The sequence below is a fragment of the Vibrio sp. 2433-A1 genome, from assembly GCF_056726085.1.
Genome location: NZ_JBRESC010000001.1, coordinates 94,267 through 119,598 on the forward strand (window position 1 = coordinate 94,267; position 25,332 = coordinate 119,598).

Sequence of the window (25,332 nt, forward strand, 5' to 3'; positions counted from 1 at the left end):
TCAGCTAGATTTAAGCAATATATATGTTAATTATTTTGCTTTAATGTACAGATCTTTAGTGTAGATCTGATCTTGTGCGTTATTTTCTGGGAAGCCACCAACTGTTGGTGAAACTAGTCTAGAAATTACGTATTGATAAATAGGTGCAATAGGCATATCACGCGCAAGAATAGTTTCTGCTTTCGTGTATAGCTTAGAACGAGCTTCGTCTGAAGTTGCACCTAGTGCATCAGACATTGTTTTATCATATTCTGCACTATTATATTTTTGGTCATTCGAGCTGTTATTTGACTGCATTAACGACAAGAAGGTAGAGGCTTCGTTGTAGTCACCACACCAACCCGCGCGAGTCACATCGTAATTACCTTGGCGACGCGTATCTAGGAACGTTTTCCACTCTTGGTTTTCAAGAGTAATATTCACGCCTAAGTTACGTTTCCACATTGATTGGATAGCCGTTGCAAGCTTCTTATGGTTTTCAGATGTGTTGTACAGAAGGCTGAAGTTTAATGGGTGATCTTTATCGTAACCCGCTTCCGCTAGCAGTTCTTTCGCTTTTGCAATACGCTCATCATGAGACATATTCGCGTAATCTGGTAGCGTTGGGCTGAAGCCTTCAACAATTTCAGGTGTTAGGAAGTAAGCAGGCTTTTGACCTTGGCCCAAAATTGCATCTGTGATGATATTACGATCGATTGCATAAGAGAGTGCTTTACGAACACGAACATCATTAAATGGTGCACGCTGATTGTTAAAGCCGTAGTAATATGTACATAGGTTACCGTGTACACTTACTGATTCAGGATGCTCTTTCTTCAAACGTTTGAAGTGCTCTAGTGGAAGCTCGTTAGTAATTTGGATCTCACCAGACAAGAAACGGTTCATTTCAGAAACCTGATTCTCAATCGGCAAATACGTAACTTGGTTGATAACAGTATGTTCGTTATCCCAGTAAGTATTGCTACGAGCCATCACCATACGCTCGTTAACAACCCAGCTCTTCAGCGTGTACGCACCGTTGCCAACAAAATGTTCAGGTTTTGTCCACTGATCGCCCCACTTTTCAACCGTTGCTTTATGCACAGGTTTCACTGTTGTGTGAGCCATCATTTTAACGAAGTATGGTACAGGACGCTCTAAGTTGATTTCTAGAGTATGAGCATCTAACGCTTTCACACCTAGAGTCGACTTATCTTTTTTCCCTGCAATGATATCAGCTGCATTATCCATTGTGGTCATTTCAATGTACCACGCATATGGTGAAGCCGTTTTAGGATCTGCAGCACGCTGGAAGCTGTAAACAAAGTCTTCTGCGGTTACTGGATCGCCATTTGACCATTTAGCGGTATCTCTTAGGTGGAAGATGAACGTCTTGTTATCTTTTGTTTCCCAGCTTTCAGCAACCCCAGGAACGATCTTACCGTTACCGTCTTGGTTAACCAAACCTTCAAATAGGTCACGTATAACGTTAGATTCTGGCACGCCCTCTGTTTTTTGAGGATCGATTGAAGCAACTTCAGTACCATTACCACGTACGATTTCTTGTTTAGCAGCAAGTTTAGTTCCGGCAGGAACTTGTGCAGCAATTGTTGCAGTTGAAGTCGCTGCAACGGCTAGACCAGCACCTAGAAGAAGGGCTTGAGTGATTTTGTTCTTATACATGCGTAAAACTCCAAGTTTTTTATTAGCATCCATGACTTCTTTGTAAGGGACTGGAACGGCCAGTGTTTTAATATTGTTTCGTACACTTTTTTGAGTATAAAAAACTAAAACCTTACAAAGACTGCGGCACACATTATCAACCATTGAAGTAATTTGCCATATATATGTAGCAAAAAATCGTATAATTCGCCAAAAGTACCAACATATTAGCAAAAGAGACTGCAAAAAATTGCATTTGCAGTTTAAAAATTCACAAAAAAACCAAAGACATAGTTTGAAGTGCTTTTACTCAAATTAGCAACATATCGGCAATATTCAGTAAACAAATAACCAAACCCACCAACAACAGCCACAACCAATAACGCACTGTTATCAGGGGTAGTTCTTCTCTTTACAAAAGGGAGTTAAGGTCGTATCTAAAGCACACTTTCTGCAACAAAACCTGGTTGGCTGGCTGCATTGAAATGAACAGTATGGTTTAAGCAATCAATGAAACCCTTCAATAAAGGTTTCAACGAAGCTTTTTAATCGTTCAGTGATGCGAGGAAGAATGGTACGTCGCGTTCTAAACGTCATCTTTTCGGTAGTGAGCTGTGCGATATCGTCAGACTTCAAGCTGTCTACACTCATACCGTTTTCAATGCTCGTCACCATGGCGCTAAACTTGTCTGCGTCTAGCTGCTCTTCCGCTGCGATTTGATTTAGCTGTTTTTGCTTCTGCTCTTCAATGAACTCATCAAACTCAGCACCTTGCACTAAGCCTTGCATACTCTTATTGATAAAATCTTCGATGAGGGAGCGTTTGCTATACAAGGTCGGTTCAGTCGCCAGCAAGTTAGCAATAACTTGGCGCTTTTTCTCTTTGGCTTCATCACAAGGCTCTTCGATCATCGTCATTAACAAGTGACGAATGTAGCCAACATTCACTTCATCTCTTTGCAGTAGCTCTAGCTCGAAATCGATGTCCGCTAAGATAGACTCTTTATCAGCAGGTCCTTTCTTGAGTTCACGGGCTAGATCGCTGTATTTAGAGGCGTAGTCAACGAACTCTTGCTCAGATATACCAAGTGTTTCAATGTCAAAGTCGCTAAATGTCTCTAGCTGGTTCTTCAAGCGCATCAAGATACGGAACTGCTTAATAAAGCCTGCTTGAGCATCCTCGTCTGGAAGGCCATCCACATCTTGATGTTCTGGTACGATCGTTTTTAACGCTTCCAGTGCTTTAGCAAAGTCCTCAGTTAGCCCGTTAAGATCTGGTACTTCAATAACCTCGATTGGCTGCTTGTTTGAGAACAGCGTAAACGCCTCGTCCGCTTGCGGTTTAAGATTGCGGTAGCACATAACGTTACCATGCGACTTCACAGTGCCGTTTAGGCGGTTAGTACGGGAGAAGGCTTGTACCAAGCCATGGTACTTAAGGTTTTTATCGACATAGATAGTGTTTAAGCCGGGTGCATCGAAACCTGTAAGGAACATATTCACCACCAGCAAGATATCCACTTCACCGTTCTTGGTACGGTTCGATAGATCCTTGTAGTAGTTGTAGAAACTGTCGGTATCTTGGGTTGAGTAACTGGTACCAAACTGCTGATTGTAGTCTTCGATGTAAGCATCTAGCTTGTCTCGACTATGCACTTTGGCATTGGCTTCCGCTAAACCTTTGACATTGGCCTCGCCTTCAAACTCTTCTTCCTCATTTACACCGTAGCTAAAGATGGTGCCGATATTGAGCTTGTGTTTGCCCTCTTCTTTGAGTGCTTTGAAGGTATCATAGTAAGTGATGAGATCAGGCACACTTGCCACACACAGCATGGCATTAAACTTACGTTTGGTCTTGTGAGCGTGGATACCAATGATGTGCTCACATACTTGTTTAATGCGCTTTGGAGAGCTAAAAAACTCGGCGACATCGATACTACTTACATCGACATCCATGCCATCGTTTCTATGTTTTAGCTTGCCGTAATACTCAATCGCAAATGGAAGTACGTTGTCATCTTTGATCGCATCCACAATCACATAACTATGCAGGCGTTCACCAAACAGATCTTTTGTGGTGCGCTTTTGGGTTCCCTTACCCTCGACCTTCTTCGCTGTCGCATTGTCGGCAAAGATTGGCGTGCCCGTAAAACCAAACAGTTGTGCCTTCTCGAAGAAGTCGACGATATTTTGGTGCGTTTCGCCAAATTGACTGCGATGGCATTCATCAAAAATAAACACCACCCGTTCTTGGCGTAAGTGCTCAACCTGTCCTTTAAAGCGAGGTTTGGTGATTAGGTTATTAAGCTTTTGAATTGTAGTAATGGTTAGTTTGTTGATGCGATTGACTTTGCTACTGTAGATTGGCGCATACTCTGCCACTTGCTGCAACTTACCATCATCATTAGCTGCTTTTTTCGTAACTGGTCGACTACCTAAGAACTGGTTAAGTAAGCTTTTAGTATCCCCTGTGCTATCAACACTGCCTCTTAAAAACGCATCAAACTCTTTAGCGGTTTGATAATCGAGGTCTTTGCGGTCAACCACGAATACCACTCTGTCTACATCTTCAAGCGTGGAGAGGATCTGAGCGGTTTTGAAGCTGGTCAGCGTCTTACCACTGCCTGTCGTGTGCCAAATGTAACCATGGTTATTCTTTCCTTGATCTTGATTATTGCTTTTAACCTGATTAACGATCGCTTCTACCGCATAGAATTGGTATGGGCGAAGCACCATCAAGAACTTTCCTGATTCGTTCTGTACGATGTAGCGACTGAGCATCTTAGTCAGGTGCGGTTGATTTAAGAAAGCATCAGCAAACTGAGGCAGTGAGTTAATCTTGTTGTTCTCAACATCCGTCCAGTGGAAGGTCTGCTTAAATGACAGCTCACGATTGTTGGAGAAGTATTTGGTGTTAACACCATTAGAGATAACAAACAACTGCACATAATTGAACAGCCCGCCTTGCGCACCATAGGTATGTTTGTCGTAACGCTTAATCTGGTTGAATGCTTCTGCCAGCTCAATGCCACGGCGTTTGAGTTCAATTTGAATCAGCGGTAAGCCATTGACCAAGATAGTCACATCGTAGCGGTTCTCGTACGTGCCGTGAATGGTGATCTGGTTGGTGACTTGGAATAAGTTTTTCTTCGCATCATCAAATAACAGAGTCAGGTAATCTGTGGTGCCGTCTTCTCGAGTGACATCCACCTTGCCTTTCAAGCGCTTGGATTTATCGAAGATGTTGCCCTTTTCAAGCTTAATGAGCACACTTTCAAACTCACGCTTGGTTAGCGTTACGCCATTGGCTTTCTCAAGCTGAGTTTTGAGATTCGCTTTTAACGCCTCTGCATTGCCAATATCGACAGGTTTGAAATCGGCAGCGACAAGCTGATCGATTAGCTCTTTTTCAAGTTGTGCTTCTGATTGTGTGCTCATAATAGTTGATAACTGATGGTTGAAAATTGATAGCTAAGAGTGCTACTTGTTTAAGTTTTGTTTGCTGGTTTTTACTATGCTGATTAAAAGTTTCAGCAGTTCAATGCTATCTGGAATAATGGAATCGGCTTGTTTTTGTGAGATATATTTGGAATCTCTAAGTAACTCAAGCCAATAAACCGTTTCATTCGCTTCTTTTAAAGCGATGTTCATCTTATTGATAAAATCGGCTTTTGATTGTGCGTGTTCCGCTTCTCGTACTAAAGCACCAATGGATGTACCACTTCTCAGTAATTGCTTGGAAAGTACATATTCGCGATTTTCACTTTGTAGAAACTGATACAACTTAATGATACGCAGTGAAAAATTGTATGACTTTGTTTTTATTGCTCCGTCCATGGAAAACCTTGCGTGAGTTGATAGTTGATAGTTGATAACGACACTGTCAACTGTCCACTCTCCATTTTCAATTAACTAAACGAACATTTGTTGTAATAACCCTCTCTTCCACTCTTTAGCTTTCTCAAGCTCAGAGTTGGTTAAGTCGACTTTCTGGTCGATAGCGGATAGGAAGTTTGCGATTTTGATTTGTTCATCAAATGACGGAAGACAAATAGACACTTTTGATATCTCACTTTTGCTTATCTCAAGAAAAGTTGAACCTGAGGCTCTACGAAGAAACTCGTTCTTATGAGAACTAACCCAATAGTAGGTAAATTCATTATTCGCTTTCTTTGGCTTGCCGTTGAATGACTGGAAACCTTGGTTTGTTGTACATTCTTGTTGAGCAATACTCACATCCCCAACAGTTGCACGACTTGAAAACAAAACTGTACCTTTCGGGAGAATTTTAGCCGATGAATTACTTAAACCTTTGTCTGTAATGGTTCTTTTACTTACACTTACGTACTTGGTTTTCAATTCAGTAGGTGTGAACCATTGAATGTTTCCACCCCATAGGCTTTCATCCGCTGTACTTGGAGTGCCGCCTCCCATAATTGAGTTTACATCACCCAACTTCTTCTCTTCCCAATCAGGAAACTCGCTACCGTCATCTGCTTTGAAGCGCAGTGTGGGGGGGATGAAGGTTAACTTTCCACTATCAACTTTCACCTCTCCACTAAACAACTGTTGCATCACACCTTTTTTGTACTCGGTGAGCTTGTCTTTTTTCTTTGTGAGTAAGGCAATCTTCTCATCGACCTTTGATAAAAACGAGGCGATTTTTTGTTGTTCTAGGAGAGCTGGGATATCAAAGTCAATGCGATTAATGTCTGCAATATTGATTCTAGTCACTGTAGAGCCAATACAATACGAGTTAATAGTATTTTGTACTTTAGGACTCAATAGAAGCTGGCTTATAAACATTGAATTCATAACAGACTGATCGATCTGAAGTAACACCATGCGTTGCCCTAAGCACAACCTAGAGTTTTTTGGTACTAGGCAACTTTCGCCAGCAGGGGCTTCCCTTGTAAACAGAATATCACCATAAGAAGGAACTGCCCGTTTCGTCCACTCTTCAAAGCCTTCCTTTGAGGTGTATTTCATGTCATCCATAAGAAGCGAACCATTTTTTATATTGTTGGTTCTTACTACCATGTAATCTTGTGCATCGACATATGGAGCAGTCTTATGCTCACAGTCGATAAGAGCTGAAATTGTTTCTTTGATTGAATAATGGTGCCAGCTACCATCAAAATCACAAAACCTAAGTTTCGGTACATTCATTTGTTCTGTCATAACATACCTACCTTAGAACGGCGCTTTGATATTGAGCTGCGAACAGAACTCCGCAATATCAGCGTCAACTGAGTGCAACTTGGTTTCTAACTCAACAAGGTCAGCCGCCACCGCATCCAGATCAACAGGCTCTTCTTCTTCGAAAGTATCCACGTAGCGAGGAATGTTGAGGTTGTAGTCGTTTTCTTCGATTTCACTTAGCTTGGCAACATGAGCAAACTTTTCGACGGATTCACGTTTACTGTAAGCTTCAATGATGCGCTCAACGTCTTCATCACGAAGGTAGTTTTGCGCTTTGCCTTTTTCGAAGTGGTTAGAAGCGTCGATAAACAGCACGTTGTCAGCATGTTTTCTGGTCTTCTTGAACACAAGAATACAAGTCGGGATGCCTGTACCGAAGAAGATACCCGCAGGTAAGCCTATCACAGCATCTAGGTAGTTCTTTTTCTCTATAAGGTGCTTACGGATATGTCCTTCTGCCGCACCACGGAATAGGATGCCGTGAGGGACAACCACCGCTAGTGTGCCCGTTTCATTCAATTGGTGGATCATGTGAAGCACAAAAGCAAAGTCCGCTTTCGATTTAGGCGCAAGCTTGCCGTAATCAGCGAAGCGTTCACTGTTTAAGTGCAGCTCATTAGCACTCCAATTCGCTGAAAACGGAGGGTTCGCTACTACCGCATCAAAACGCTTATCTAGGTGCATTGGGTGCTCTAAGGTGTCATCGTTTTTAATGTCGAACTTATCGTAGCGCACGCCGTGCATCAGCATGTTCATACGAGCGAGGTTATAAGTGCTTGGGTTTTGCTCCTGACCACAAAACTCAAGGCTTCCACTTGCAGACAAATCAGGGCTACCCACTTCACGAGCAACACGCAGTAGCAATGAACCTGAACCACAAGTAGGGTCGTAGACGGACTTTACGTTGCCATCTAAGCTAACAAGCTTAGCGAGAATCTTACTGACCTGTTGCGGGGTATAGAACTCACCCGCCTTTTTACCCGCACCAGAGGCAAACTGACCAATAAGGTATTCGTAGGCATCGCCAAGCAGATCAATCTCGGTATTCTCTAGGTGGAAGTCGATGTTATCTAGGTGAACCAAAACCTGACTGATGAGCTTATTACGTGCGTCTGGATTTTTACCTAATTTGCTTGAGTTAAGGTCTAACTCTTCAAACAAACCATTGAAGTCATCAGCAGAGTCCGCCGCAGTGGTGGATTGTTCAATATCAGCAAGAGTGCGATCAAGCTCATCGATAATAAACTCTTGTTTTTGACCACGCTCCGCTAGGCTAGAGAAAAGCTGCTTAGGCGCAATAAAGTAGCCTAGGTTTTCAACACACTCTTCACGCAAGTCATTGAGCAGATCTTTATCATCAGCAGCATCAACGCCAACAGTAACAAAAGTAATGCCATCTTCAGCAAGTAGTTCATCACAGTAGCGGTTTAGCTTGTCTGAGAGATACTTGTAGAAGATAAGCCCCAGAATGTAGTCACGAAAGTCGTCGGCCGACATATTGCCACGTAGGGTGTTGGCAATGTTCCAGAGCTGTTTTTGCAGCTGTTGTTGATGTTGCTGAACCATGGTTTACCTGTTGATGTACGTTCAATCAATGATGAGGCCGAATTGTACCAGAAACCAAAGTGTTGCGATTGTTTTATCTCACGAGCAAGAGAGAAATGTTGCCCACCTACTCGACCGATATTGCCAACCAATAGGGACAACGGTTTAGATAGCAAAACGCCGCTAAAAAAAGCGGCGTTTTGAATGGTGATGCTTGCAGGATAAGTCAGCATAACTCGAACCAGCTATCAATAAGTTAACAAGCAATTTGCAGTATAAGTTCACATAAGATTGCATCAAAAGCCTGCATAACTGAGCACTTGTTAAAATCCTACGTTGTAAAGTTACTACACTACCGTTACCTATTGCAGACTCACCATTAACTTTTTCGTTAGGATAGTTCGACGCTATAAACGAAACCCCACCATGCCCGAAGTTGCTGCAGTGACTTTTTTAAGTTCACTTCCCAGTTTGCGGATCTAACGGGGTACTACGATATTCCTCACCAGCTAAAATATCGTAGTGAATTACTGTGTCGCTATTAAATTGAGAGAAATCGAAGTAAACAGTTTCTGCATTAAACTCCTGGTCTTTGGATTTCTTTTCACCATTAACGTAATAGAAGCAACCAAAACCATTCGTCCATCTGTCATATTTTGGAGAATAAAAAGGCTCACACTTTCTTGCTTCAATCTTTGAAGTTAACTCTAACGATTTGTTATAATAATCGGTGCCTGCTTTATTGATACGTAAATTTGCAAACCCTACCGTATCGAACTCATTAGTTAACTTCACTTCCATATTTGATAAATGAGTAATGCAGTTTGTCTCTGGCTGTCTGGGTTGATAAGGGATCCTTAGTTCATAAAAATCTTCATCTTTCGAGAAATTGTGCTCGATAGTAAAATGTTCATTATAATTCCCTGTATTTACCTTCCCACTACCTGCATTCCATGACCATCCAGAACAGCTTTCTCCGCGCCCAAAGTAGTTAACCTGAACACTGATCTTAGCATCTGATGGCTTTTTCCCAGCAATTACCATATATGGCTCTTCACCAGCTCCCCATATCCTCTCCGATGGAGCCAAGAAATAAACCAGTGCCATCGCGGTAATAATGATCAGCGCAATCGATAATGCTCGCTGTTTGATGCTCATTGCAATTGCTCCTTCACCGTTTGTATCTCTATGCTTTGATCGCCAAATAGTAACTCTTTATTAGGCAATAAGTCCGGAGTGGTAACTAAAGCATCAAGTTCTTTTCTTACCCTTTGCACATTCAATGTAATTTTTTCTGTCAATTTCAGCTCTTGTCTGATCACAAATAATGCTTGTGTACGTTCATGCTCTCGCCGCGCATGCGCCGCAGGATCTTTTCTTGATATGGCGTGCATGACTAAAGCGTTCATTTCATCCTCTTTGAGTGCACGGTGAGCTTTCAATAATTTTGCTTCTGTCTGGTGGATTATATGCTGAGCTGATTGATAATTCTCCGTCATGTTATTGTCAAGCATCATAATAACTTGCTGTTTCAGGTTTGGAATGTATTCACCTAGCATATGATCCAATCCGGAGTTCTTGAAGGTATCAACGTAGCCATTAATATCAATATGATCGTTGTTTAATGTTTTAGCTAAACGATAAGAGTCTTCTGTTTTGTTAGATGCCAGTGTCAAGCTGGTGATGTGCGTCTGTTTTTCCGTTAACATGACTTGTTTTACTTCGTCAGGGCGATGTTTAGTTTGGCTATAGGTTAACAACTGAATAAGGTCGCCATGGTGTTGATAATTATCCTCATCACAATCCATCGTTCTCTCTTTAAGAGAGTCCCAAAGGTACAGTAAGGTCGGCGACAAATATTTCCATAACAATGATGACTCACATTTGTTATCGGAGTTGGTGTTCATCCAGCGCATTGGAAGTTGAGGAACAAGATCGTGATTGTTTACATGCCGGAAGTGTAAAAGTGAGCTATAACGACGAACAAAACTGTGTGTACCAGTTCGCGGCATTCCGTAGGTATAGAGACGCAATGTTGAGGGTGAATAGGTATCCTGAATTAGGCTACTCAGTAGTATAGCACCGGCACCTCCTAGGCTATGGCCACAAATATAAATCTTTTTTCCTTCATGGTTTTTTAGTATAGAGTCATCAATTGGTTTCCACAGTCCAACCGCATATTGATAGAAACCTTGATGTACATACGTCCCTTCAAATTCTGGTGGTGCAATTTGAGATGCATTAATGTCAGTAGCCACATCTTGATAACCCGGTGAACCAACTGCCGCAAGTACCCCATCCATGACCTCAGTCACTTTCAATATCGGTAGCTTGGAACTCACCTCAGCCATCAAAGCAGTTTCTTTGTTACTAGAGAACTGAAATGCATCATCATTATAAAAGTACGTTTCCGTCCCTCTGACACCGATAATAGCGATATCATCATTACTGAAGATATAGCCTTCAGAGCCAATGGTGTCATCACGGTAAAACTCCCCTTTCAATGCTTGCGAGTAGGGTATTTCGTCCAGCAACCAAGTGACTTCATTATCCGCTGAATAAATTGGGCGCAACTTCTGTTTGAGTGATTTTAAAACAGCATCATGCCCACCTTGCGGCACCTTTTCGTTTCTTGCATCACCATACTCTTTATTGGCATAAGCTAATTGCGACAATAGCGCAAAGGTATAACTGTTAACCAAACTAAACTTGTCCGTATCCACAATCATGGGCATATAACTGCGCAAGGCTTTGATTTCAAAAACATAGGTTTGGTTATGACTGAGCCTAAACCCTGCTTTTTCCGCTGAGGCATTAATGTCTACCCCTTTGTGATGCTCTTGCAAAAACTCGTCTTGTGGCGCTTCATCCCAGAAATCGCCAATCGTGGTGTAGCGGTACTGTTTCGCTTTATTATCTTCGGCATCAAGTTCCGTTATAGCTCGTTTTTTTACCGGAGATTCTTGCTGTTCATCTCGACTCGGATATTTTTCGACTTCAGTTAATAGAGACGCTTGGCTCACCGAGGCTCTCCACTCACCAGCAGCAATGTTCCTAAACAAGACCTTACCAGAACTTGTGGTTTGCGTGTATGTGCAGGAAGGGGTCATACGGCTCGTGATGGTGACCATTAAGCCATCAATCGGTTCATCCCTCTCACTTCGAAACTCTAGCTCTAACCACTTATCTTCAGGGTTGCACTGCACACAGTAATTAAATGAGTCCATAGATTATCCCTTCTGTTCAAATTGACGAGTTAAAGCATGCAGAGCGAATCGAACCTCTTCATTTTCATACTCTTGGAGAAACTCAATCATATTGTGTTGAGTGAGTAGTTCTGGACCAGCGATACCGACGATAGCAGCACTCATCACACGATACGTTAAGGTTTGTTCAGATTCGGCGAGGAACGGAGCCAGTATGGAACTGACGTCACGACCTTGAGCTAGGTGTTCGTTCATCGTGTCTGGGTAATGCTGCCATAACCAAGACTCAAGGTTGGTTTGAATAAGAGAAAGGTCATCCGAACTCTCTAAATGATGCGGCTTAACGACCCACCAAGTTGTTTCATGAACAGTAAACTGACGGTTCGATGTATTGGTGAACGTCACAAACTGGGGCTGCTCTTGGTTATCGAACGCCGCTAACTGGCTAATATTACCCAAGAACTGATTCTTCTCTATTTCGTCCATTCGAGTAAGCATTGGAATGATGACCTGCCTATCATAAAAACGAAACAAGACCTCTTCACCTTCTAAGGCCGCTATCAATAAGCTGCGTAAATGATCTAAAACCGATTGGCTGCTTTCGCTACTGGATAAAACCAGCCCTTTTCCTAATAACGACTCTGGTAGCGATGAGACTGACTTTGAAACGGGAATTAACCATGGAGAAAGAGACATGACGTCAGCAAACATTGCCCCGTCAAATAACGGTATAGAATCTTCAAAGCCAATACTGCCATTTTGCTGTAATGCTTCCTTATGAACCTGATAGTCGACCAACCAGTATTGATCCTCGGTTTGTTGTTGGAACCATGATACGAACATTAATATTCCCCTCTGAATAGGTAGGATTGCAATGCTCGATAACATGAAGAAACAAAGGAAAAATTAGAAATTGGGGGCTGTTGGGTTTCACTTTGAAAAGCTGGATATACCACGGTCGACATTACAAATACCTCAATAAAGTCAGTCAAGGCAACTCACATCGTTACCTTTGATAGGCACACATAAGCAAATATGACACCAACATCTAATTTCAGCATTTCAATGAGTTAAGTTGGCGCGACTTCCTAAATGAGCAGCAACTTACCTAACTGAGCAATGTATAACCCAAAACTCTCATCAATCAGTCCAAAAACAGCTTCTGCGCCGCCAAGGACATCTTGGGTCGCTCTCGCCTGCCTCAGTGCAGCTGAAAAGATGACATCATTCGAAATTTTTTGCGTCACTTCATTGATTTGCTGTTTCCCCGTGTTTGCTACGTTTGAAACGAGCAAACGAGCTCGAGCCTCATCAAAGCTGCGATTGTACTCACCGAATATCACTTCAGACATGAATTGTTTAATTGCCAGTTCGTGTTTTAACCCTGATAAATATGCTTCCTGTTTACAACTGACATTTAAAGTCTTTTTAACTTCTCGGCGATTATTGAAGTGTGGCCGCAATTGGCAAGGGATCTGAAATTGAAACTACCATTTACCATTCGATTTTAAGGTGAGATAACGCATAGTTTAGTAGCGTCTTCTAGTACCAAGCGAAAAATGATGCCCTAAGAGCAAATAAGGCATTGATTTGATGGAATTTAGATAGCAAAACGCCGCTAATAAAAGCGGCGTTTTTAAGGGGTGGAAGCCCCAGCCACATCCCGGCACACAAGTCACTCGCTGCGGCTGCTTCCTTCCGGACCTGACCGAGTTCACGAGCTATTGTTGCGGGAGGACCAGGGCCTCCATAGATTCTGTTTCCTTAGCGTCGCTAAGGAGTGATGAGGATTATCAAGTATCCTTATGCTGATTTCAAGCGAAACCACCAATAAAACCCATCTTTCCGACTCAACTGCTTAGGGAGTGACCATTAATTTAGATATCGAACAACGTTGTCACACGTTTTTTGTTCTGAACCAACGTTTTTATCGACTAATTTGTCACGATACATCGCTTTATCAGCGTCTCCCATCACCTGTTGCAATGTCGTGGTTTTATCTCTGGAAGTCGAATAACCTACAGCTAAAGAGACTTGAAACGAAACTTGCTGCACTGGAGAAGTAAATTCGACCGTTTTCAGCTCATGGATGAGTTTAATCAGCCGCGACTCTGCGATTTTCCCAACCAAAACGAATTCATCACCTCCAATTCTGTAGCAACGACCATTCCAAAGATGTTCAATATGCCGCGCAACACGCACTAGCACTTGGTCACCGATCTCATGGCCATATGTATCATTAACCTGCTTGAAACGATTCATGTCTAAATAGACCAGTGTTTCACTTGGGTGTAGCCCATTTCGATAACGTTGATGAAGCGAACGCCTGTTTTTCAGTCGTGTTAGCGGGTCGGTATTTGACTGACTATGAAGATAGAAGGCAATAAGGACTAAAAAGCTCAGCATTAAGCTAAATAAGATCTGGGTATTACTGGCAAACGACTTTTCCGCTTGCAATGTGGCTTTCCAGTTTGGGCGGTAATCATACGCTTCGATGATCTGACGCGTATCAATCATCTTAATTGCTCGGCTAAATAGTTCCGCGACCTTTTTACCCGTTTCGTTTTTTGCAAATCCGACCGCAATAGCTGATTGATAAAAGCCGCCAATCGCGGTATCTACCTCTAAAGGCAGCAACGAATTTGACTCACGTAGGGTTTTATTGAAGTTAGCTCGGCTGATCGCCATATAGTCGACTTCCCCTTCAAGTAGCGCTATGAAAATTTCATCAATATTGGAGTAGGCTCGTAAAGGCTTATTCGGTAATTGTTGTGAGAGAAGCGTGGCAAAGAAATCCTCTTTGACAACCCCAACCTCTTCTACAATCAACTCTGATACATTGCTATAAACATTGGGTTTGTACCCTTCCCGCTTAACCATCACCACTTCTGGAAAGTAATATGGTGAGCTAAATTCAACTAACGCTTTACGCTGATCCGAAACGACAAGCGGCGCTAAGATATCAATTTCCTGCGCGAGTAGATCTTGGTACATACTCTCCCAAGTTTCATTCGCCTCACTCACGATGTCACATTTCAGTAATAAGATCGCACACGCCTGCTGAACGACATCCGCACTAATGCCTGTCACCGTTCCATCACTGTTGTATGTCGCGTACTGCCCTATCCCATCAAATTTCACCTTGAAGGTTTTAGTTAGGTCGATTCCGCTGTCGAGAACCGCTCTTCTCAGCGCTTGTTGGCGAAGTTCAAATTGATAGGATTTGACGGACTCTCTTAACGTTCTTTGAATACCAGCACTGCGAACAAATGATTCAATACGCTCTAGCATGACTTGGTTAGTGCCGCGCGCAGTCACAATAGAAACCGGTTTGATTGAAATCTGGTGGTTTAATAGCTGAGCGTCAAAGCCTGAGAGCAGCATAGGCTTAAGCTGATTAATTGCATCAATGACACCTTCTACTTCTCCCGACTCTAGCAGTTTCTTAGCATGCTGGTGCCCTCTATACTCCACCTGACGAATATTTGGATAATGCTCCCGAACCAAGCCTCCATATATTGTACCTTTAGGTACCCCTATAGTTTCAACAGAATCAAGAGTGGCATTGTTGTTACTGTACAGATAAGTATATTCAATGTTTGTTGGACTAGAGAAGGAGAACGACTGCGCTCGTGTTTCAGTAAAGGTAACATTGGCAGCGAAATGGCTCTCACCTGTTTTCACTGCATTAAGAATGGCATTAAAACTTGGGTAGTAAACATAATGAACATTGATATTCAGTTTACTTGCTACAGCATCAAACAGTGTTCGCGTGACCACATCGTCTTCTTCCATCGCCACCTTGTAAGTGGTTTGCGCATGTAGAATTGATGACGGTAACAATATGAGAACAAAGCTAAGCAATCGCCAAAAGCTAGCCATTTACAGAAAACCCTTTTGTCTTTATATATGTAACCCTTCAAGGCCACTAGATACAAAGCTAAAGCGCAGTTCTGATAGCTTTGTCTAAACACAGGTCAACTTTGCCACAACTTAACCAATTAACCAAATTCATATAACAAGGCAGTGACATAGGCTACAGTTATGCATCTTGATTGTCTTCCGCACTTCTAAGAATATAATCGGTCATCCAAGCGGTACCTAACAAGCAAATCCAAACCACAAAAACAGGATTCGGCACCTCAATGCTCGGTGAGACAACTAATGCAGCGAAACCAACCGTGGGCAGCGTCCAACAAAGTAGCTTGCTCCAACGGAACGTTTTCAATTTAGACAAGCTTTCCATTGAGGCCATGATGCCAACAATGCACAATGCCACTAAGGCTGCATAGGAAAGGTCGGCCATCCACAACGGTAAAATAAGCCCCAAAGCCCACCAGCTATGTTTACTCGACGGTTTCCAATGGGACGCCGACCACCAAATGACCATCACAGAGAGTATTTGAGTCGTAGTGATCATGGGTTCACCAGCAAGCTTGCCCCCTGCCTGAGTCACCATGATCCCGACCATTAAAGTGGTGACAATCAAAGCACTGGTCAGTACAACAGCTAAGCTACTGCGTTTTGAAAATGCCACCATAAGTAAAGGGAATAAAACCCAAAGGCTGATTGATAAGGTGATCGGTTGATAAGGAAGTGTTAAACCATAAACGGTCATGGCTGCCATAAGTAGCAAACCAACTAATCCACCTTGAGGGAAAATCCACAATGCAGGTATCAGCAGCGCAAGAACTGGAATATCGCCTTCACTTAGACTGATAGCGCGAGCACATACCACTGCCAATAGGGTTGTTATTAAGAATTGAAACGTTGAAAATAGCATGCCCTCTCCTTATCCATTCCTTGGAAACTTGTACTAGGACTTGAATGATTATGGACCAGTTTTCGATGCAAATCTTTGCAGTAATTCACCAAATTCCTCTTGGAAAAGTCAGTACTTACGGTGAGATCGCAAAAATGGCAGGTTATCCCGGTTATGCCCGTCATGTCGGTAAAGCACTGGGTAACCTTCCTAAAGAGAGTAAATTGCCTTGGTTTCGCGTCATCAATAGCCAAGGACGCATTTCATTGAAAGGTGAGGATTTAGTTCGCCAGAGGGAGGCACTGCTCGCTGAAGGAATTGCAGTGAGTAACGATGGCAAGATTAGCTTGAGGAAGTATCGGTGGCAGCCTTAACCTACCACCGATATAAAGACTTGAATTAACGCACACCGATAAGACGTAGGTCGACCTTATCTGTTTTTTCTGCATCAGTGACTACTGGGTATGAGGTATCAGTAATGAACTTAAGCTGGCCGTTCACTTCAATACGTGCACTCACGCTGTAGCGGTGACGAGCTTCGATTTTTGCTGGATCATAAGCAAGATCAAACTCAAAAGGAACTTGCGAACCGGCTGTCTCGAAACGATGCTTCGCGATAACTTTCGCTGGCGCATCTGCTAAAGAGATATCTTGTAGAGTAATCGTAACAACTGCATCATCTGGCAGTGCAATACGCTCACGGTACGCTAGTGTACCTGTAATTGATTCTACTGCTGGTTGCTCAGTTTCTGCTTGCTCTGATTGACAACCCACCAATACTACTCCTAATACTAATGATGAAATGAATGCTAGTGCCTTTTTCATGAAACTTACCTATAAGCAATTAAATTTATAATGATTATATGTAGACGCTGTAATATTGTCATCGTCAACGTCTGAATCTTGACAGCGGCTTAACGCTAAAGATGAGATCTTGACCTAAAAGTAAACATCTGTTTGAATTTTCCTACAACAACGTCGAACATCGCGCCAAGGCGTAATTAAGGTAGTCAACAATGAGCCAACCTCTCAACGAGTTATTGAACTTACTGCAACTAGAAAAGCTTGAAGAAGGGCTTTTTAGAGGACAAAGTGAAAACTTAGGCTTGCCTCAAGTGTATGGTGGACAAGTGATAGGGCAAGCTCTGTCTGCTGCGAGATACACTGTCGATGACGATCGCACTGTTCACTCATTCCATAGCTACTTCTTATACCCTGGCGATCCCGAGAGACCTATCATCTATGATGTTGAAAACCTCCGAGATGGCCGTAGCTTTAGCACCCGCCGAGTTAAAGCAATCCAAAATGGCCGCCCTATTTTCTACTTAACCGCTTCTTATCACGGTGAGGCTCCAGGCTTTGAGCATCAAAATACCATGCCAAATATTCCAGGTCCGGAAAATTACGCATCAGAGTCTGAACTTGCTGCGAAAATTGCAGACTTCCTACCGGAAAAACTTAAGAAGACCTTCTGCGGTGAAAAGCCAATTGAAATGCGCCCGGTTACTGTGGTGAATCCACTTAAACCACAAAAAGTCGAGCCTAAGCAGTATCTGTGGATCAAAGCCAACGGCGAGATGCCTGACAACCAATTGATCCACCAATATCTGTTGGGTTATGCGTCTGATTGGGGCTTCTTAGTAACTGCACTACATCCACACGGCGTATCACTGATGACACCAAAATTCCAAGTCGCTACCATCGACCACTCTATCTGGTTCCACCGTCCATTTAAAATGGATGAGTGGCTTCTGTATGTGATTGATAGCCCTACCGCGAGCAACACCCGAGGCCTAGTAAGGGGTGAGATATACAACCGCCAAGGCCACCTCGTCGCAAGCGCAGTTCAAGAAGGTGTGATGCGTTTTACTGACTAATTAAAACTATACTTACTCATTAAAACTATGCCACTCCCAGAGAGTGGCATTTTTCTTTTACTTTCTAATCATTACATATAGGAAGTGCCGTTGTATATTTAAGCGGCTCCATCGCAAAGGTCGAGGTTACATTAGAAATGCCTTCCACTGAGTTTACGAGCTTCTTATAAAAGTGATCAAAGCACTGCATATCTTTCACTAGTACTTTCATCATATAATCGTATTCCCCTGCCATACGATAGAACTCCATCACTTCCGGAAACTCCGAAGCTGTAGACACGAAACGGTTATACCACTCGTGTGAATGATCGCTGGTTTTGACCAACACAAATGCAGTGAATGATAAGTCGAGCTTTTCAGGATTCAACAAGGCGACACGCTTTTGAATGATCCCAGCCTCTTCCATCTTCTTAAGCCTTTTCCAGCACGGCGTAGTGGTTAAGTTGACCGCTTCAGACAGGTCATTCAAAGAAAGCGTGCCATCATTTTGCAGTAGATCGAGTATTTTTCGATCGATTTTATCTAGTTCAATTTCCATAACATCAATTTTGTAGAAAACTTTTCTCCAAATAAAGCAAACCAAAGCATAAATAGCAAAGTTTTTCTCCAGAAAACTCGTTAGATTAATAACATAACGATTCTAAGGAGAAACCCTATGTGTACTGACCATAACTGGATTAATAACGCAGTCCGTAAAATTGAAGCGGATTACCAACGTAGCGCTGATACGCATTTAATCAAACTTGATCTACCAAGCATTGATGGTATCGACGTTTATCTTAAAGACGAAAGTACACACCCAACGGGTTCTCTTAAACACCGTCTTGCTCGCTCACTATTCTTATATGCGATTTGTAACGGCTGGGTTGGCCCAGAGACAACAATCATCGAATCATCTTCTGGTAGCACTGCGGTATCTGAAGCTTATTTTGCGCGCCTACTTGGCCTGCCTTTTATAGCAGTAATGCCTAAATGCACTGCTCGTAAGAAAATCGAACAGATCGAATTTTACGGCGGTAAAGCACACCTTGTTGATCGCTCTGACCAAATTTACGCAGAATCACACCGCCTAGCAGAAGAGTTAAATGGTCACTATATGGACCAATTTACTTACGCTGAGCGTGCTACAGACTGGCGTGGTAACAACAATATTGCCAACTCCATCTTCAACCAAATGGAAATGGAAGATCACCCAGTTCCATCTTGGATCGTCATGAGCCCAGGTACTGGCGGTACGTCAGCTACCATTGGTCGTTTTATCCGTTACCAGCAACATGACACTAAACTGTGTGTTGTCGATCCAGAGAACTCTGTGTTCCATGAGTACTTTAAAACAGGCAACAAGAATCTAACTGGAAATCGCGGCAGCAAAATTGAAGGTATCGGTCGCCCACGTGTAGAACCAAGCTTCATTCCTGGCGTGGTTGATGAGATGCGCACCATTGCAGATGCGGCTTCAGTGGCGACGGCACATTGGCTTGAAAAAATGCTTGGCCGTAAAGTCGGCGCTTCAACAGGTACTAACCTTTACGGTGTATTGCAGCTAGCGAGTGAAATGAAACAACGTGGTGAGAAAGGCTCAATCGTGACTCTACTTTGTGACAGCGGCGAGCGTTACCTTGATACTTACTACAACCCTGAGTGGGTCAACGAAAATATTGGTGATTTGCAGCCATACACAGAAAAACTAGAAGCTTTCGAACAAACAGGCCAAATCGAGCAATAGAATTTAAAAATGCTTGAGTGAGGGTTTCTCGATAGACCGTTACTCAAGCTCATAACAACAACGTCAGCCTTGGGCATAAAAAAACCGCGACTTCAAGGTCGCGGTTTTCTTTTTGGGGTTCGATTAACCTTTGTTCTGACGAGCTTCAAAAGCCGCAAGTTGCTCTGGCGTTGCTTTTGGTTGGTGGTTCTGTTTCCATTCATCGTAAGTCATGCCATAGACACGTTCACGAGCATCATCGATATCCAGCTCTAAACCTTGGTTCTCTGCTTCTGCTTTGTACCACTTGCTAAAACAGTTACGACAGAAGCCAGCTAAGATCATCAAATCAATGTTTTGCACATCTTTGTTTTCGTCAAGGTGAGCCAATAGACGACGAAATGTCGCGGCATCTAGCTTATCTTGTTCTTCTTGAGACAGATTTTTGTATTTAAATTCAGCCACTTTACTTACCTTTATGATTGTAATTTTTGAACATAACTATCCTATCAAGCGAACTCCCTATAGCTCAAATACAAAAACGCCCAAGCGTTAACTTGGGCGTTCGAATTATTGATTGACGAAGCTAAATTAGCCTTGAATACCAACAATCAACCATGGTGCGTTTGGCGCAGTTAGGTCACGCTCTAGGTGCCAGATATCAGTGATGTCTTCTTCAATGCCTTCTACTGCATCGCGGTAACGACCACTGAATTGTAGGCTAAGCTGCGCTTTAGATGCATCGTGATCAGCACGAACAATTTCTGCATCAACATACATCACGTCTGTATGCTGCTCACCGTCTAGTTTCGCACGTTCCGCTTTCAAATCTTCGTATAGGCTTGGCGATACATACTCTTCAATTGTGTGTAACTGATTGTGGTTCCACGCCCCTTGAAGAATGCGGTAGTGTTCGCGTGAGCCATTGATGAATGCTGATTGATCAAAACCCGGTGGGTAGTTGTGTGGTACGTCTGTTTGAGCGCCAAAGCCAAAACCGCCACCTTGAGGTGCGTTCTGTGGTTGCTCAAAATTATGTACGTTTGGCTGTTCAAACTTAGGTGCTGAACCACCAAATGCAGGCTGTTGACGCTGCTGGTTCATACTACCCTGCTTCGCCCCAAGCATAGAGCGCATTAGCTTGAAGATCACAAAGGCAATCAAGCCCATGATAAGAATATCCATGAATTGGATACCTTCAAAAGCGCCACCAAAGAACGCCGCTAGTAGGCCACCAGCTAGTAGGCCACCTAAAAGACCACCCATTAAGCCCTTCTTGCTTGAGCTTTGAGTTTTAGTCGTTTGATCTTTACCAATCGTATTGGTGTTCTGTTGCTGTTGTTTCGGTGCTGGAGCCGTCTTAAAGCTTTTGCCAAAAGATTTGCCACCACCAAACTTTTTCGCCTCAGCGATTGGAGTAATCGCGACTGAGACCATTAGTAGGGCAACAAGAGAAAAGAGTCGTTTCATGTTCTTCCTTTTGTGTCTATCAAGATTATAAATTTATACTTATCGATTCATATTAACCTTAGCTAGCTTATATTCAAACTAAAACGTCTTGATTACATGTATCAGAATATTGCAAATAATAGCTCTGTCAGTTGACGCAATAGGCATCTGATAATTAAGATATTGAACAATGTTCATTTTAGATAACTTACTATGGCCCGAAGAAACGATCATACTCGCGAAGAGCTTGTTGCTTTAACGCTTAATACCGTCAAAGAGTTTTTAGCGACTAACTCGCACAACGATCTTAGCTTACGAAAGATAGCGAATATGATTGGCTATGTACCGAGCACATTGGTTAACGTTTTTGGTAACTATAATTTACTGCTGCTGCATGCAGTAGCTCAGACTCTCGATGAACTGACTCAAGAAGCGAATCAAGTGGTAACCAACAGTAAGAACGCCGAAACAGCGCTTTATGACTTGGCCTACTGTTACCATGACTTTGCTCAGCGCCACCCAAACCGCTGGCAACTGATCTTCGAACATAATATGAATGGTGAACCACTTCCTGAATGGCAGTCTGCTCGCATTGATTCAATGACTGGCATGCTAGAGCACCTGCTAAAAGCACTGGCACCAACTCGAAGTGAAGCAGAAGTGTTACAAGCAAGCCGTGTGTTATGGTCTGGTGTACATGGTATTACACTGCTCAGTGTCGACGACAAGTTTTTTGCTGCCGAGCCTATCGATGGGAGAGAGCTCATTGAGAACTTACTGTCTAACTACCTAATCCATTGGTAAATCCTAAGGGAATAAGGATCACAAATGCCTAATAGTCAGGCTGCTCTTCTTGGGCAAAGGCGCTTTTTGCCCTACTTTATTACTCAGTTTTTCGGCGCGTTCAACGACAACATTTTTAAGAACGTACTACTACTTTTTGTCGCTTTTTCTAGCGCAGGTACACTTCCCGTATCGAGTAACCTATTTATCAACCTAGCAGCAGGTTTGTTTATTTTACCCTTCTTTCTTTTTTCTGCTTCTGCTGGTGTTCTCGCTGATAAATACGAAAAAGCATGGTTTATCCGTAAAGTTAAGCTCGCTGAAGTAGGCATCATGTGCTTAGGCGCTATCGGGTTCATCACGCAAAGCTACATTATTTTGCTTATCCTGCTCTTCTTTATGGGAACGCAGTCTGCTTTTTTTGGCCCGGTAAAATATGCATTACTCCCTCAGCAACTTAAAGCCGATGAGCTCGTACCCGGTAACGCACTTGTTGAGACAGGCACTTTTCTGGCAATACTCCTTGGCACCCTAGGCGCTGGCGTTATCGCCTCTGCAGACAGTGCGCAGTATGTTGCTGCAATTTGTGTGGTGGTATTTGCGGTGCTTGGCTACATGTCTAGTCGCTCCATTCCCGAAGCACCAGCAAGTGCGCCTAACCTTAAATTCCGTTGGCAACCAATCAAACAAACCAAAAAGACAATCGCTATCGCCAAAGCGGACCGAACCATTTTCCAAGCGTTAATGGCGATCAGTTGGTTTTGGTTCTTAGGTGCCGCTTACTTAACCCAGTTTCCAAACTTTACCAAACTTTACCTTAATGGCAGCGAAAGCGCGGTTTCGTTCTTACTTGCATTATTTTCTGTTGGGATTTCGATTGGCTCGCTCGCCTGTGACAAGCTTTCAAACCATAGAATTGAAGTTGGCATTGTTCCATTAGGCAGCCTCGGCATTACTGTTTTTGGCGCACTAATGGCGACATCTATCCCTGCTACGCTACCAAATTTTACTGGTTTTTCTGATTTCATTTCATATCAAGCTCTTTGGCCAGTGTTTGCCTATCTGCTAATGCTTGGGATTTCTGGCGGCATTTTTATCGTTCCACTTTATGCTCTGATGCAGCAACGTTCTAAAGAAACAGAACGTGCACAAGTGATCGCGGGACTGAACATTTACAATTCACTGTCTATGGTTTGCAGTGCTGTGTTAGGCATAGTTTGTCTCACCATTCTAGATTTTAGTATTCCGCAGCTTTTCTTATTGCTTGCTGTAATGAATCTATTAGTTACGATTTATCTTTGCCTACAATTGCCTATTTATTTGGTGCGATTCTTAATGTGGATGCTGACTCATACCATGTATCGCGTCACTCATAAAAACCTGCATAACCTGCCGCAAAAAAACGGGGCATTGCTGGTTTGCAACCACGTTAGCTATATGGATGCGTTATTGCTCAGTGCCGTTTGCCCACGGCTGATACGTTTCGTCATGGAAGAGGATTACGCTAACTTACCGCCGTTGAGACGCTTTTTGAAACGTGCGGGAGTGATTCCTATTTCTGCAACCAACCGACGCTCAATCATCCGCGCTTTTAATGAGGTAGAGCAAGCATTGGCTGACGGCCACATAGTGTGTATTTTTCCTGAAGGTAGACTCACCCCTGATGGTGAGATACACGACTTCTTACGCGGAATGGATATCATTTTAAAACGCAGTCCTGTACCAGTAATACCCGTTGCTCTTAAAGGCCTCTGGGGGAGCTATTTTAGCCGCTATAAGGGCTCCGCTTGCAAAGGTTTACCTTCACGTTTTTGGTCTAAGATTGAAATCGAAGTCGGTACGCCTGTCGAACCAGGCTTTGCCTCTACGAATACTATGCGACAAAAAGTATCCGAGTTACGAGGAGAGTGGCGCTAATCCCGCGTGCATGCAATATCCAATTAGAATGTTTGTTCAGTTTTTTTTAACGCACGTTCAATACATTCAACTCTATTTATCAAGACAAGTCAGCTAAACTCAGCTGACCTAACTACTATTGCATTCAAAATGAAAAAGATTACTCGATTTCTCCCTTTTTTCGCCGGTCTATTGGTTTGTCTCACACCCTATGTGTCTTCGCCAACCGCTCTTGTTATTGGCTTCTTACTGGCTTCTTTGGGTTTAGTACCCGCTGATTTAAACCTATCGAAGTTCACCAAAAAGCTTCTCGCTTATTCCATCGTTGGGCTAGGTTTCGGTATTCATTTTGATGAAGCGCTAGCGGTCACTTCTGATGGTATAGGCCTTATTATCGCGACGATTGTGGGCACATTGCTATTCGGATGGTGGGCCGCTAAATGGTTGGGGCTAAACAAAGAGACTGGGTATTTAATTTCATCAGGAACCGCTATCTGTGGTGGAAGTGCTATTGCAGCAGTAGCACCGGCGATTAAAGCTGACGATGAACAAATCGGCTTAGCATTGGCAACGGTATTTGTTCTAAATTCGATTGCTCTGTTTATATTCCCTGTAATAGGCCATGCGCTAAATCTTGATCAGCATACGTTCGGTACTTGGGCAGCAATCGCAATTCACGATACCTCGTCAGTCGTTGGGGCAGCTTCTGCTTATGGTGAAGAGGCATTAACCACTGCCACTACACTTAAATTAGCGAGAGCTCTATGGATCATTCCGGTTGCTCTATTTAGTGCATTCTTATTTCGCAATGATTCGAAGAAAATCACTATTCCATACTTCATTTTCTTTTACTGTCTCGCAATTGGATTCAGCGACTTAGTGCCTCAATTTGAAGTTATTTATCAGGGTATCTTTGATATTGCTAAGCGTGCACTGGTGATATGTCTGTTCTTGATTGGCTGCGGAATTTCAGTAGAGAAACTGAAGTCTTCTGGCCCTAAGCCACTAATATTTGGCGTGACGCTATGGGCTTTGATTTCAACCACTTCGTTAGCGTGGCTAACTCTCACTTAAAACTCATCCGAACTTGGGACTAGCTTTTTGCGCTTTTGTGATTTAGCACTGAAAACTAATATGGACACTAGCAAGAACGCAGAAAGCTCAGCCAATGCTCTAACCAAACCGTCGCTTTGAACCGCGACGACTATCTGCAAAATGATTGCGATAACTAACACTGTTTTTATCATTCTTATACCAATTTCCATA

The 25,332-nt window shown here is 43.0% G+C and carries 22 protein-coding genes and 1 other RNA gene; 6 read left to right on the forward strand and 17 right to left on the reverse strand.

Translation table 11 applies throughout. The annotated features are described in order from the left end of the window. Positions 1 to 30: 30 nt before the first annotated feature. The 12 genes from ACU01J_RS00375 to ACU01J_RS00430 form a co-directional block, all read right to left on the reverse strand. Positions 31 to 1,662 carry an ABC transporter substrate-binding protein gene (locus ACU01J_RS00375; protein ID WP_481083928.1) on the reverse strand — a complete coding sequence of 544 codons (1,632 nt, stop codon included), beginning with the start codon at positions 1,660 to 1,662 and terminating at the stop codon, positions 31 to 33. Between the two features lie 486 nt (positions 1,663 to 2,148). Then, a complete protein-coding gene (locus ACU01J_RS00380; protein ID WP_481083929.1) occupies positions 2,149 to 5,079 on the reverse strand; it encodes a type I restriction endonuclease subunit R in 2,931 nt (976 codons plus the stop codon). A 42-nt stretch (positions 5,080 to 5,121) separates the two neighbouring features. Beyond that, positions 5,122 to 5,478, reverse strand: a complete 357-nt coding sequence (locus ACU01J_RS00385; protein ID WP_481083930.1) for a four helix bundle protein — start codon at positions 5,476 to 5,478, stop codon at positions 5,122 to 5,124. Between the two features lie 75 nt (positions 5,479 to 5,553). Then, positions 5,554 to 6,822 (reverse strand): restriction endonuclease subunit S, encoded by a 1,269-nt coding sequence (locus ACU01J_RS00390; RefSeq protein WP_481083931.1) that lies wholly within the window; start codon positions 6,820 to 6,822, stop codon positions 5,554 to 5,556. A gap of 12 nt (positions 6,823 to 6,834) precedes the next feature. Then, a complete protein-coding gene (locus ACU01J_RS00395) occupies positions 6,835 to 8,409 on the reverse strand; it encodes a type I restriction-modification system subunit M (protein ID WP_481083932.1) in 1,575 nt (524 codons plus the stop codon). A gap of 438 nt (positions 8,410 to 8,847) precedes the next feature. Next, positions 8,848 to 9,546, reverse strand: coding sequence for a hypothetical protein (locus tag ACU01J_RS00400; RefSeq protein ID WP_481083933.1), 699 nt, complete (start codon positions 9,544 to 9,546; stop codon positions 8,848 to 8,850). After that, positions 9,543 to 11,615, reverse strand: coding sequence for a lipase family protein (locus ACU01J_RS00405; RefSeq protein WP_481083934.1), 2,073 nt, complete (start codon positions 11,613 to 11,615; stop codon positions 9,543 to 9,545). The genes ACU01J_RS00400 and ACU01J_RS00405 overlap by 4 nt, the downstream gene beginning before the upstream one ends. Positions 11,616 to 11,618: 3 nt before the next feature. Next, the gene (locus ACU01J_RS00410) at positions 11,619 to 12,437 is read right to left on the reverse strand and encodes a DUF4123 domain-containing protein (RefSeq protein WP_481083935.1); all 819 of its coding nucleotides are present in this window, start codon (positions 12,435 to 12,437) and stop codon (positions 11,619 to 11,621) included. A gap of 245 nt (positions 12,438 to 12,682) precedes the next feature. Then, positions 12,683 to 12,946, reverse strand: coding sequence for a hypothetical protein (locus ACU01J_RS00415; protein WP_481083936.1), 264 nt, complete (start codon positions 12,944 to 12,946; stop codon positions 12,683 to 12,685). A 295-nt stretch (positions 12,947 to 13,241) separates the two neighbouring features. Continuing rightward, an RNA gene (ffs, locus tag ACU01J_RS00420) (signal recognition particle sRNA small type) lies at positions 13,242 to 13,338 on the reverse strand. 128 nt (positions 13,339 to 13,466) lie between these two features. Beyond that, the gene (locus ACU01J_RS00425) at positions 13,467 to 15,476 is read right to left on the reverse strand and encodes a diguanylate cyclase domain-containing protein (RefSeq protein WP_481083937.1); all 2,010 of its coding nucleotides are present in this window, start codon (positions 15,474 to 15,476) and stop codon (positions 13,467 to 13,469) included. Positions 15,477 to 15,636: 160 nt separating this feature from the next. Then, positions 15,637 to 16,377 (reverse strand): VP0952 family biofilm-associated protein, encoded by a 741-nt coding sequence (locus tag ACU01J_RS00430; protein WP_481083938.1) that lies wholly within the window; start codon positions 16,375 to 16,377, stop codon positions 15,637 to 15,639. Between the two features lie 50 nt (positions 16,378 to 16,427). Here ACU01J_RS00430 and ACU01J_RS00435 point away from each other — a divergent pair, with 50 nt between their 5' ends. Next, on the forward strand, positions 16,428 to 16,730 hold the full coding sequence (locus ACU01J_RS00435) for a DNA base-flipping protein (RefSeq protein WP_481083939.1): 303 nt from the start codon (positions 16,428 to 16,430) through the stop codon (positions 16,728 to 16,730). Between the two features lie 25 nt (positions 16,731 to 16,755). Here the strand turns inward: ACU01J_RS00435 and ACU01J_RS00440 are convergent, their stop codons facing one another. After that, entirely contained in the window at positions 16,756 to 17,181 is a 426-nt protein-coding gene (locus tag ACU01J_RS00440; protein ID WP_481083940.1) for a YbaY family lipoprotein, read from the reverse strand. A 191-nt stretch (positions 17,182 to 17,372) separates the two neighbouring features. Between ACU01J_RS00440 and tesB the strand changes: the two genes are divergently transcribed. Further along, the gene (gene tesB / locus ACU01J_RS00445; RefSeq protein WP_481083941.1) at positions 17,373 to 18,233 is read left to right on the forward strand and encodes an acyl-CoA thioesterase II; all 861 of its coding nucleotides are present in this window, start codon (positions 17,373 to 17,375) and stop codon (positions 18,231 to 18,233) included. Positions 18,234 to 18,297: 64 nt separating this feature from the next. Here tesB and ACU01J_RS00450 read toward each other — a convergent pair whose 3' ends face one another. Continuing rightward, positions 18,298 to 18,771 carry an Lrp/AsnC family transcriptional regulator gene (locus ACU01J_RS00450; RefSeq protein WP_053438230.1) on the reverse strand — a complete coding sequence of 158 codons (474 nt, stop codon included), beginning with the start codon at positions 18,769 to 18,771 and terminating at the stop codon, positions 18,298 to 18,300. Between the two features lie 117 nt (positions 18,772 to 18,888). Between ACU01J_RS00450 and ACU01J_RS00455 the strand changes: the two genes are divergently transcribed. Further along, positions 18,889 to 19,959, forward strand: a complete 1,071-nt coding sequence (locus ACU01J_RS00455; RefSeq protein WP_481083942.1) for a PLP-dependent cysteine synthase family protein — start codon at positions 18,889 to 18,891, stop codon at positions 19,957 to 19,959. A gap of 123 nt (positions 19,960 to 20,082) precedes the next feature. On the opposite strand, the gene ACU01J_RS00460 is transcribed toward ACU01J_RS00455, so the two are convergent. Both ACU01J_RS00460 and ACU01J_RS00465 read right to left on the reverse strand, forming a co-directional pair. Next, positions 20,083 to 20,403 carry a DUF1244 domain-containing protein gene (locus ACU01J_RS00460; RefSeq protein WP_481083943.1) on the reverse strand — a complete coding sequence of 107 codons (321 nt, stop codon included), beginning with the start codon at positions 20,401 to 20,403 and terminating at the stop codon, positions 20,083 to 20,085. A 126-nt stretch (positions 20,404 to 20,529) separates the two neighbouring features. Next, on the reverse strand, positions 20,530 to 21,408 hold the full coding sequence (locus tag ACU01J_RS00465; RefSeq protein ID WP_053438232.1) for a Tim44 domain-containing protein: 879 nt from the start codon (positions 21,406 to 21,408) through the stop codon (positions 20,530 to 20,532). A 192-nt stretch (positions 21,409 to 21,600) separates the two neighbouring features. On the opposite strand from ACU01J_RS00465, the gene ACU01J_RS00470 reads away from it, so the two are divergent. The 3 genes from ACU01J_RS00470 to ACU01J_RS00480 all read left to right on the forward strand — a co-directional run bounded on the left by ACU01J_RS00470 (position 21,601) and on the right by ACU01J_RS00480 (position 25,140). Then, a complete protein-coding gene (locus ACU01J_RS00470; protein WP_481083944.1) occupies positions 21,601 to 22,191 on the forward strand; it encodes a TetR/AcrR family transcriptional regulator in 591 nt (196 codons plus the stop codon). Positions 22,192 to 22,215: 24 nt separating this feature from the next. Then, positions 22,216 to 24,087 carry an MFS transporter gene (locus ACU01J_RS00475; RefSeq protein ID WP_481083945.1) on the forward strand — a complete coding sequence of 624 codons (1,872 nt, stop codon included), beginning with the start codon at positions 22,216 to 22,218 and terminating at the stop codon, positions 24,085 to 24,087. 129 nt (positions 24,088 to 24,216) lie between these two features. Continuing rightward, positions 24,217 to 25,140, forward strand: coding sequence for a YeiH family protein (locus ACU01J_RS00480; protein ID WP_481083946.1), 924 nt, complete (start codon positions 24,217 to 24,219; stop codon positions 25,138 to 25,140). Here the strand turns inward: ACU01J_RS00480 and ACU01J_RS00485 are convergent. Next, positions 25,137 to 25,313 carry a hypothetical protein gene (locus tag ACU01J_RS00485; protein ID WP_481083947.1) on the reverse strand — a complete coding sequence of 59 codons (177 nt, stop codon included), beginning with the start codon at positions 25,311 to 25,313 and terminating at the stop codon, positions 25,137 to 25,139. The genes ACU01J_RS00480 and ACU01J_RS00485 overlap by 4 nt on opposite strands. Positions 25,314 to 25,332 lie beyond the last annotated feature (19 nt).

Bases quoted from the DNA above. Each gene is read 5' to 3' on its own strand.
- ACU01J_RS00410 (WP_481083935.1), bottom strand. From the start codon at position 12,437: ATGTTCGTATCATGGTTCCAACAACAAACCGAGGATCAATACTGGTTG.
- ACU01J_RS00450 (WP_053438230.1), bottom strand. From the start codon at position 18,771: ATGGAAATTGAACTAGATAAAATCGATCGAAAAATACTCGATCTACTG.
- ACU01J_RS00455 (WP_481083942.1), top strand. From the start codon at position 18,889: ATGTGTACTGACCATAACTGGATTAATAACGCAGTCCGTAAAATTGAA.
- ACU01J_RS00440 (WP_481083940.1), bottom strand. From the start codon at position 17,181: ATGAAAAAGGCACTAGCATTCATTTCATCATTAGTATTAGGAGTAGTA.
- ACU01J_RS00385 (WP_481083930.1), bottom strand. From the start codon at position 5,478: ATGGACGGAGCAATAAAAACAAAGTCATACAATTTTTCACTGCGTATC.
- ACU01J_RS00485 (WP_481083947.1), bottom strand. From the start codon at position 25,313: ATGATAAAAACAGTGTTAGTTATCGCAATCATTTTGCAGATAGTCGTC.
- ACU01J_RS00415 (WP_481083936.1), bottom strand. From the start codon at position 12,946: ATGTCTGAAGTGATATTCGGTGAGTACAATCGCAGCTTTGATGAGGCT.
- tesB (WP_481083941.1), top strand. From the start codon at position 17,373: ATGAGCCAACCTCTCAACGAGTTATTGAACTTACTGCAACTAGAAAAG.
- ACU01J_RS00390 (WP_481083931.1), bottom strand. From the start codon at position 6,822: ATGACAGAACAAATGAATGTACCGAAACTTAGGTTTTGTGATTTTGAT.
- ACU01J_RS00430 (WP_481083938.1), bottom strand. From the start codon at position 16,377: ATGCTATTTTCAACGTTTCAATTCTTAATAACAACCCTATTGGCAGTG.
- ACU01J_RS00465 (WP_053438232.1), bottom strand. From the start codon at position 21,408: ATGAAACGACTCTTTTCTCTTGTTGCCCTACTAATGGTCTCAGTCGCG.
- ACU01J_RS00475 (WP_481083945.1), top strand. From the start codon at position 22,216: ATGCCTAATAGTCAGGCTGCTCTTCTTGGGCAAAGGCGCTTTTTGCCC.
- ACU01J_RS00375 (WP_481083928.1), bottom strand. From the start codon at position 1,662: ATGTATAAGAACAAAATCACTCAAGCCCTTCTTCTAGGTGCTGGTCTA.
- ACU01J_RS00400 (WP_481083933.1), bottom strand. From the start codon at position 9,546: ATGAGCATCAAACAGCGAGCATTATCGATTGCGCTGATCATTATTACC.
- ACU01J_RS00435 (WP_481083939.1), top strand. From the start codon at position 16,428: ATGGACCAGTTTTCGATGCAAATCTTTGCAGTAATTCACCAAATTCCT.
- ACU01J_RS00405 (WP_481083934.1), bottom strand. From the start codon at position 11,615: ATGGACTCATTTAATTACTGTGTGCAGTGCAACCCTGAAGATAAGTGG.
- ACU01J_RS00470 (WP_481083944.1), top strand. From the start codon at position 21,601: ATGGCCCGAAGAAACGATCATACTCGCGAAGAGCTTGTTGCTTTAACG.
- ACU01J_RS00395 (WP_481083932.1), bottom strand. From the start codon at position 8,409: ATGGTTCAGCAACATCAACAACAGCTGCAAAAACAGCTCTGGAACATT.
- ACU01J_RS00480 (WP_481083946.1), top strand. From the start codon at position 24,217: ATGAAAAAGATTACTCGATTTCTCCCTTTTTTCGCCGGTCTATTGGTT.
- ACU01J_RS00425 (WP_481083937.1), bottom strand. From the start codon at position 15,476: ATGGCTAGCTTTTGGCGATTGCTTAGCTTTGTTCTCATATTGTTACCG.
- ACU01J_RS00380 (WP_481083929.1), bottom strand. From the start codon at position 5,079: ATGAGCACACAATCAGAAGCACAACTTGAAAAAGAGCTAATCGATCAG.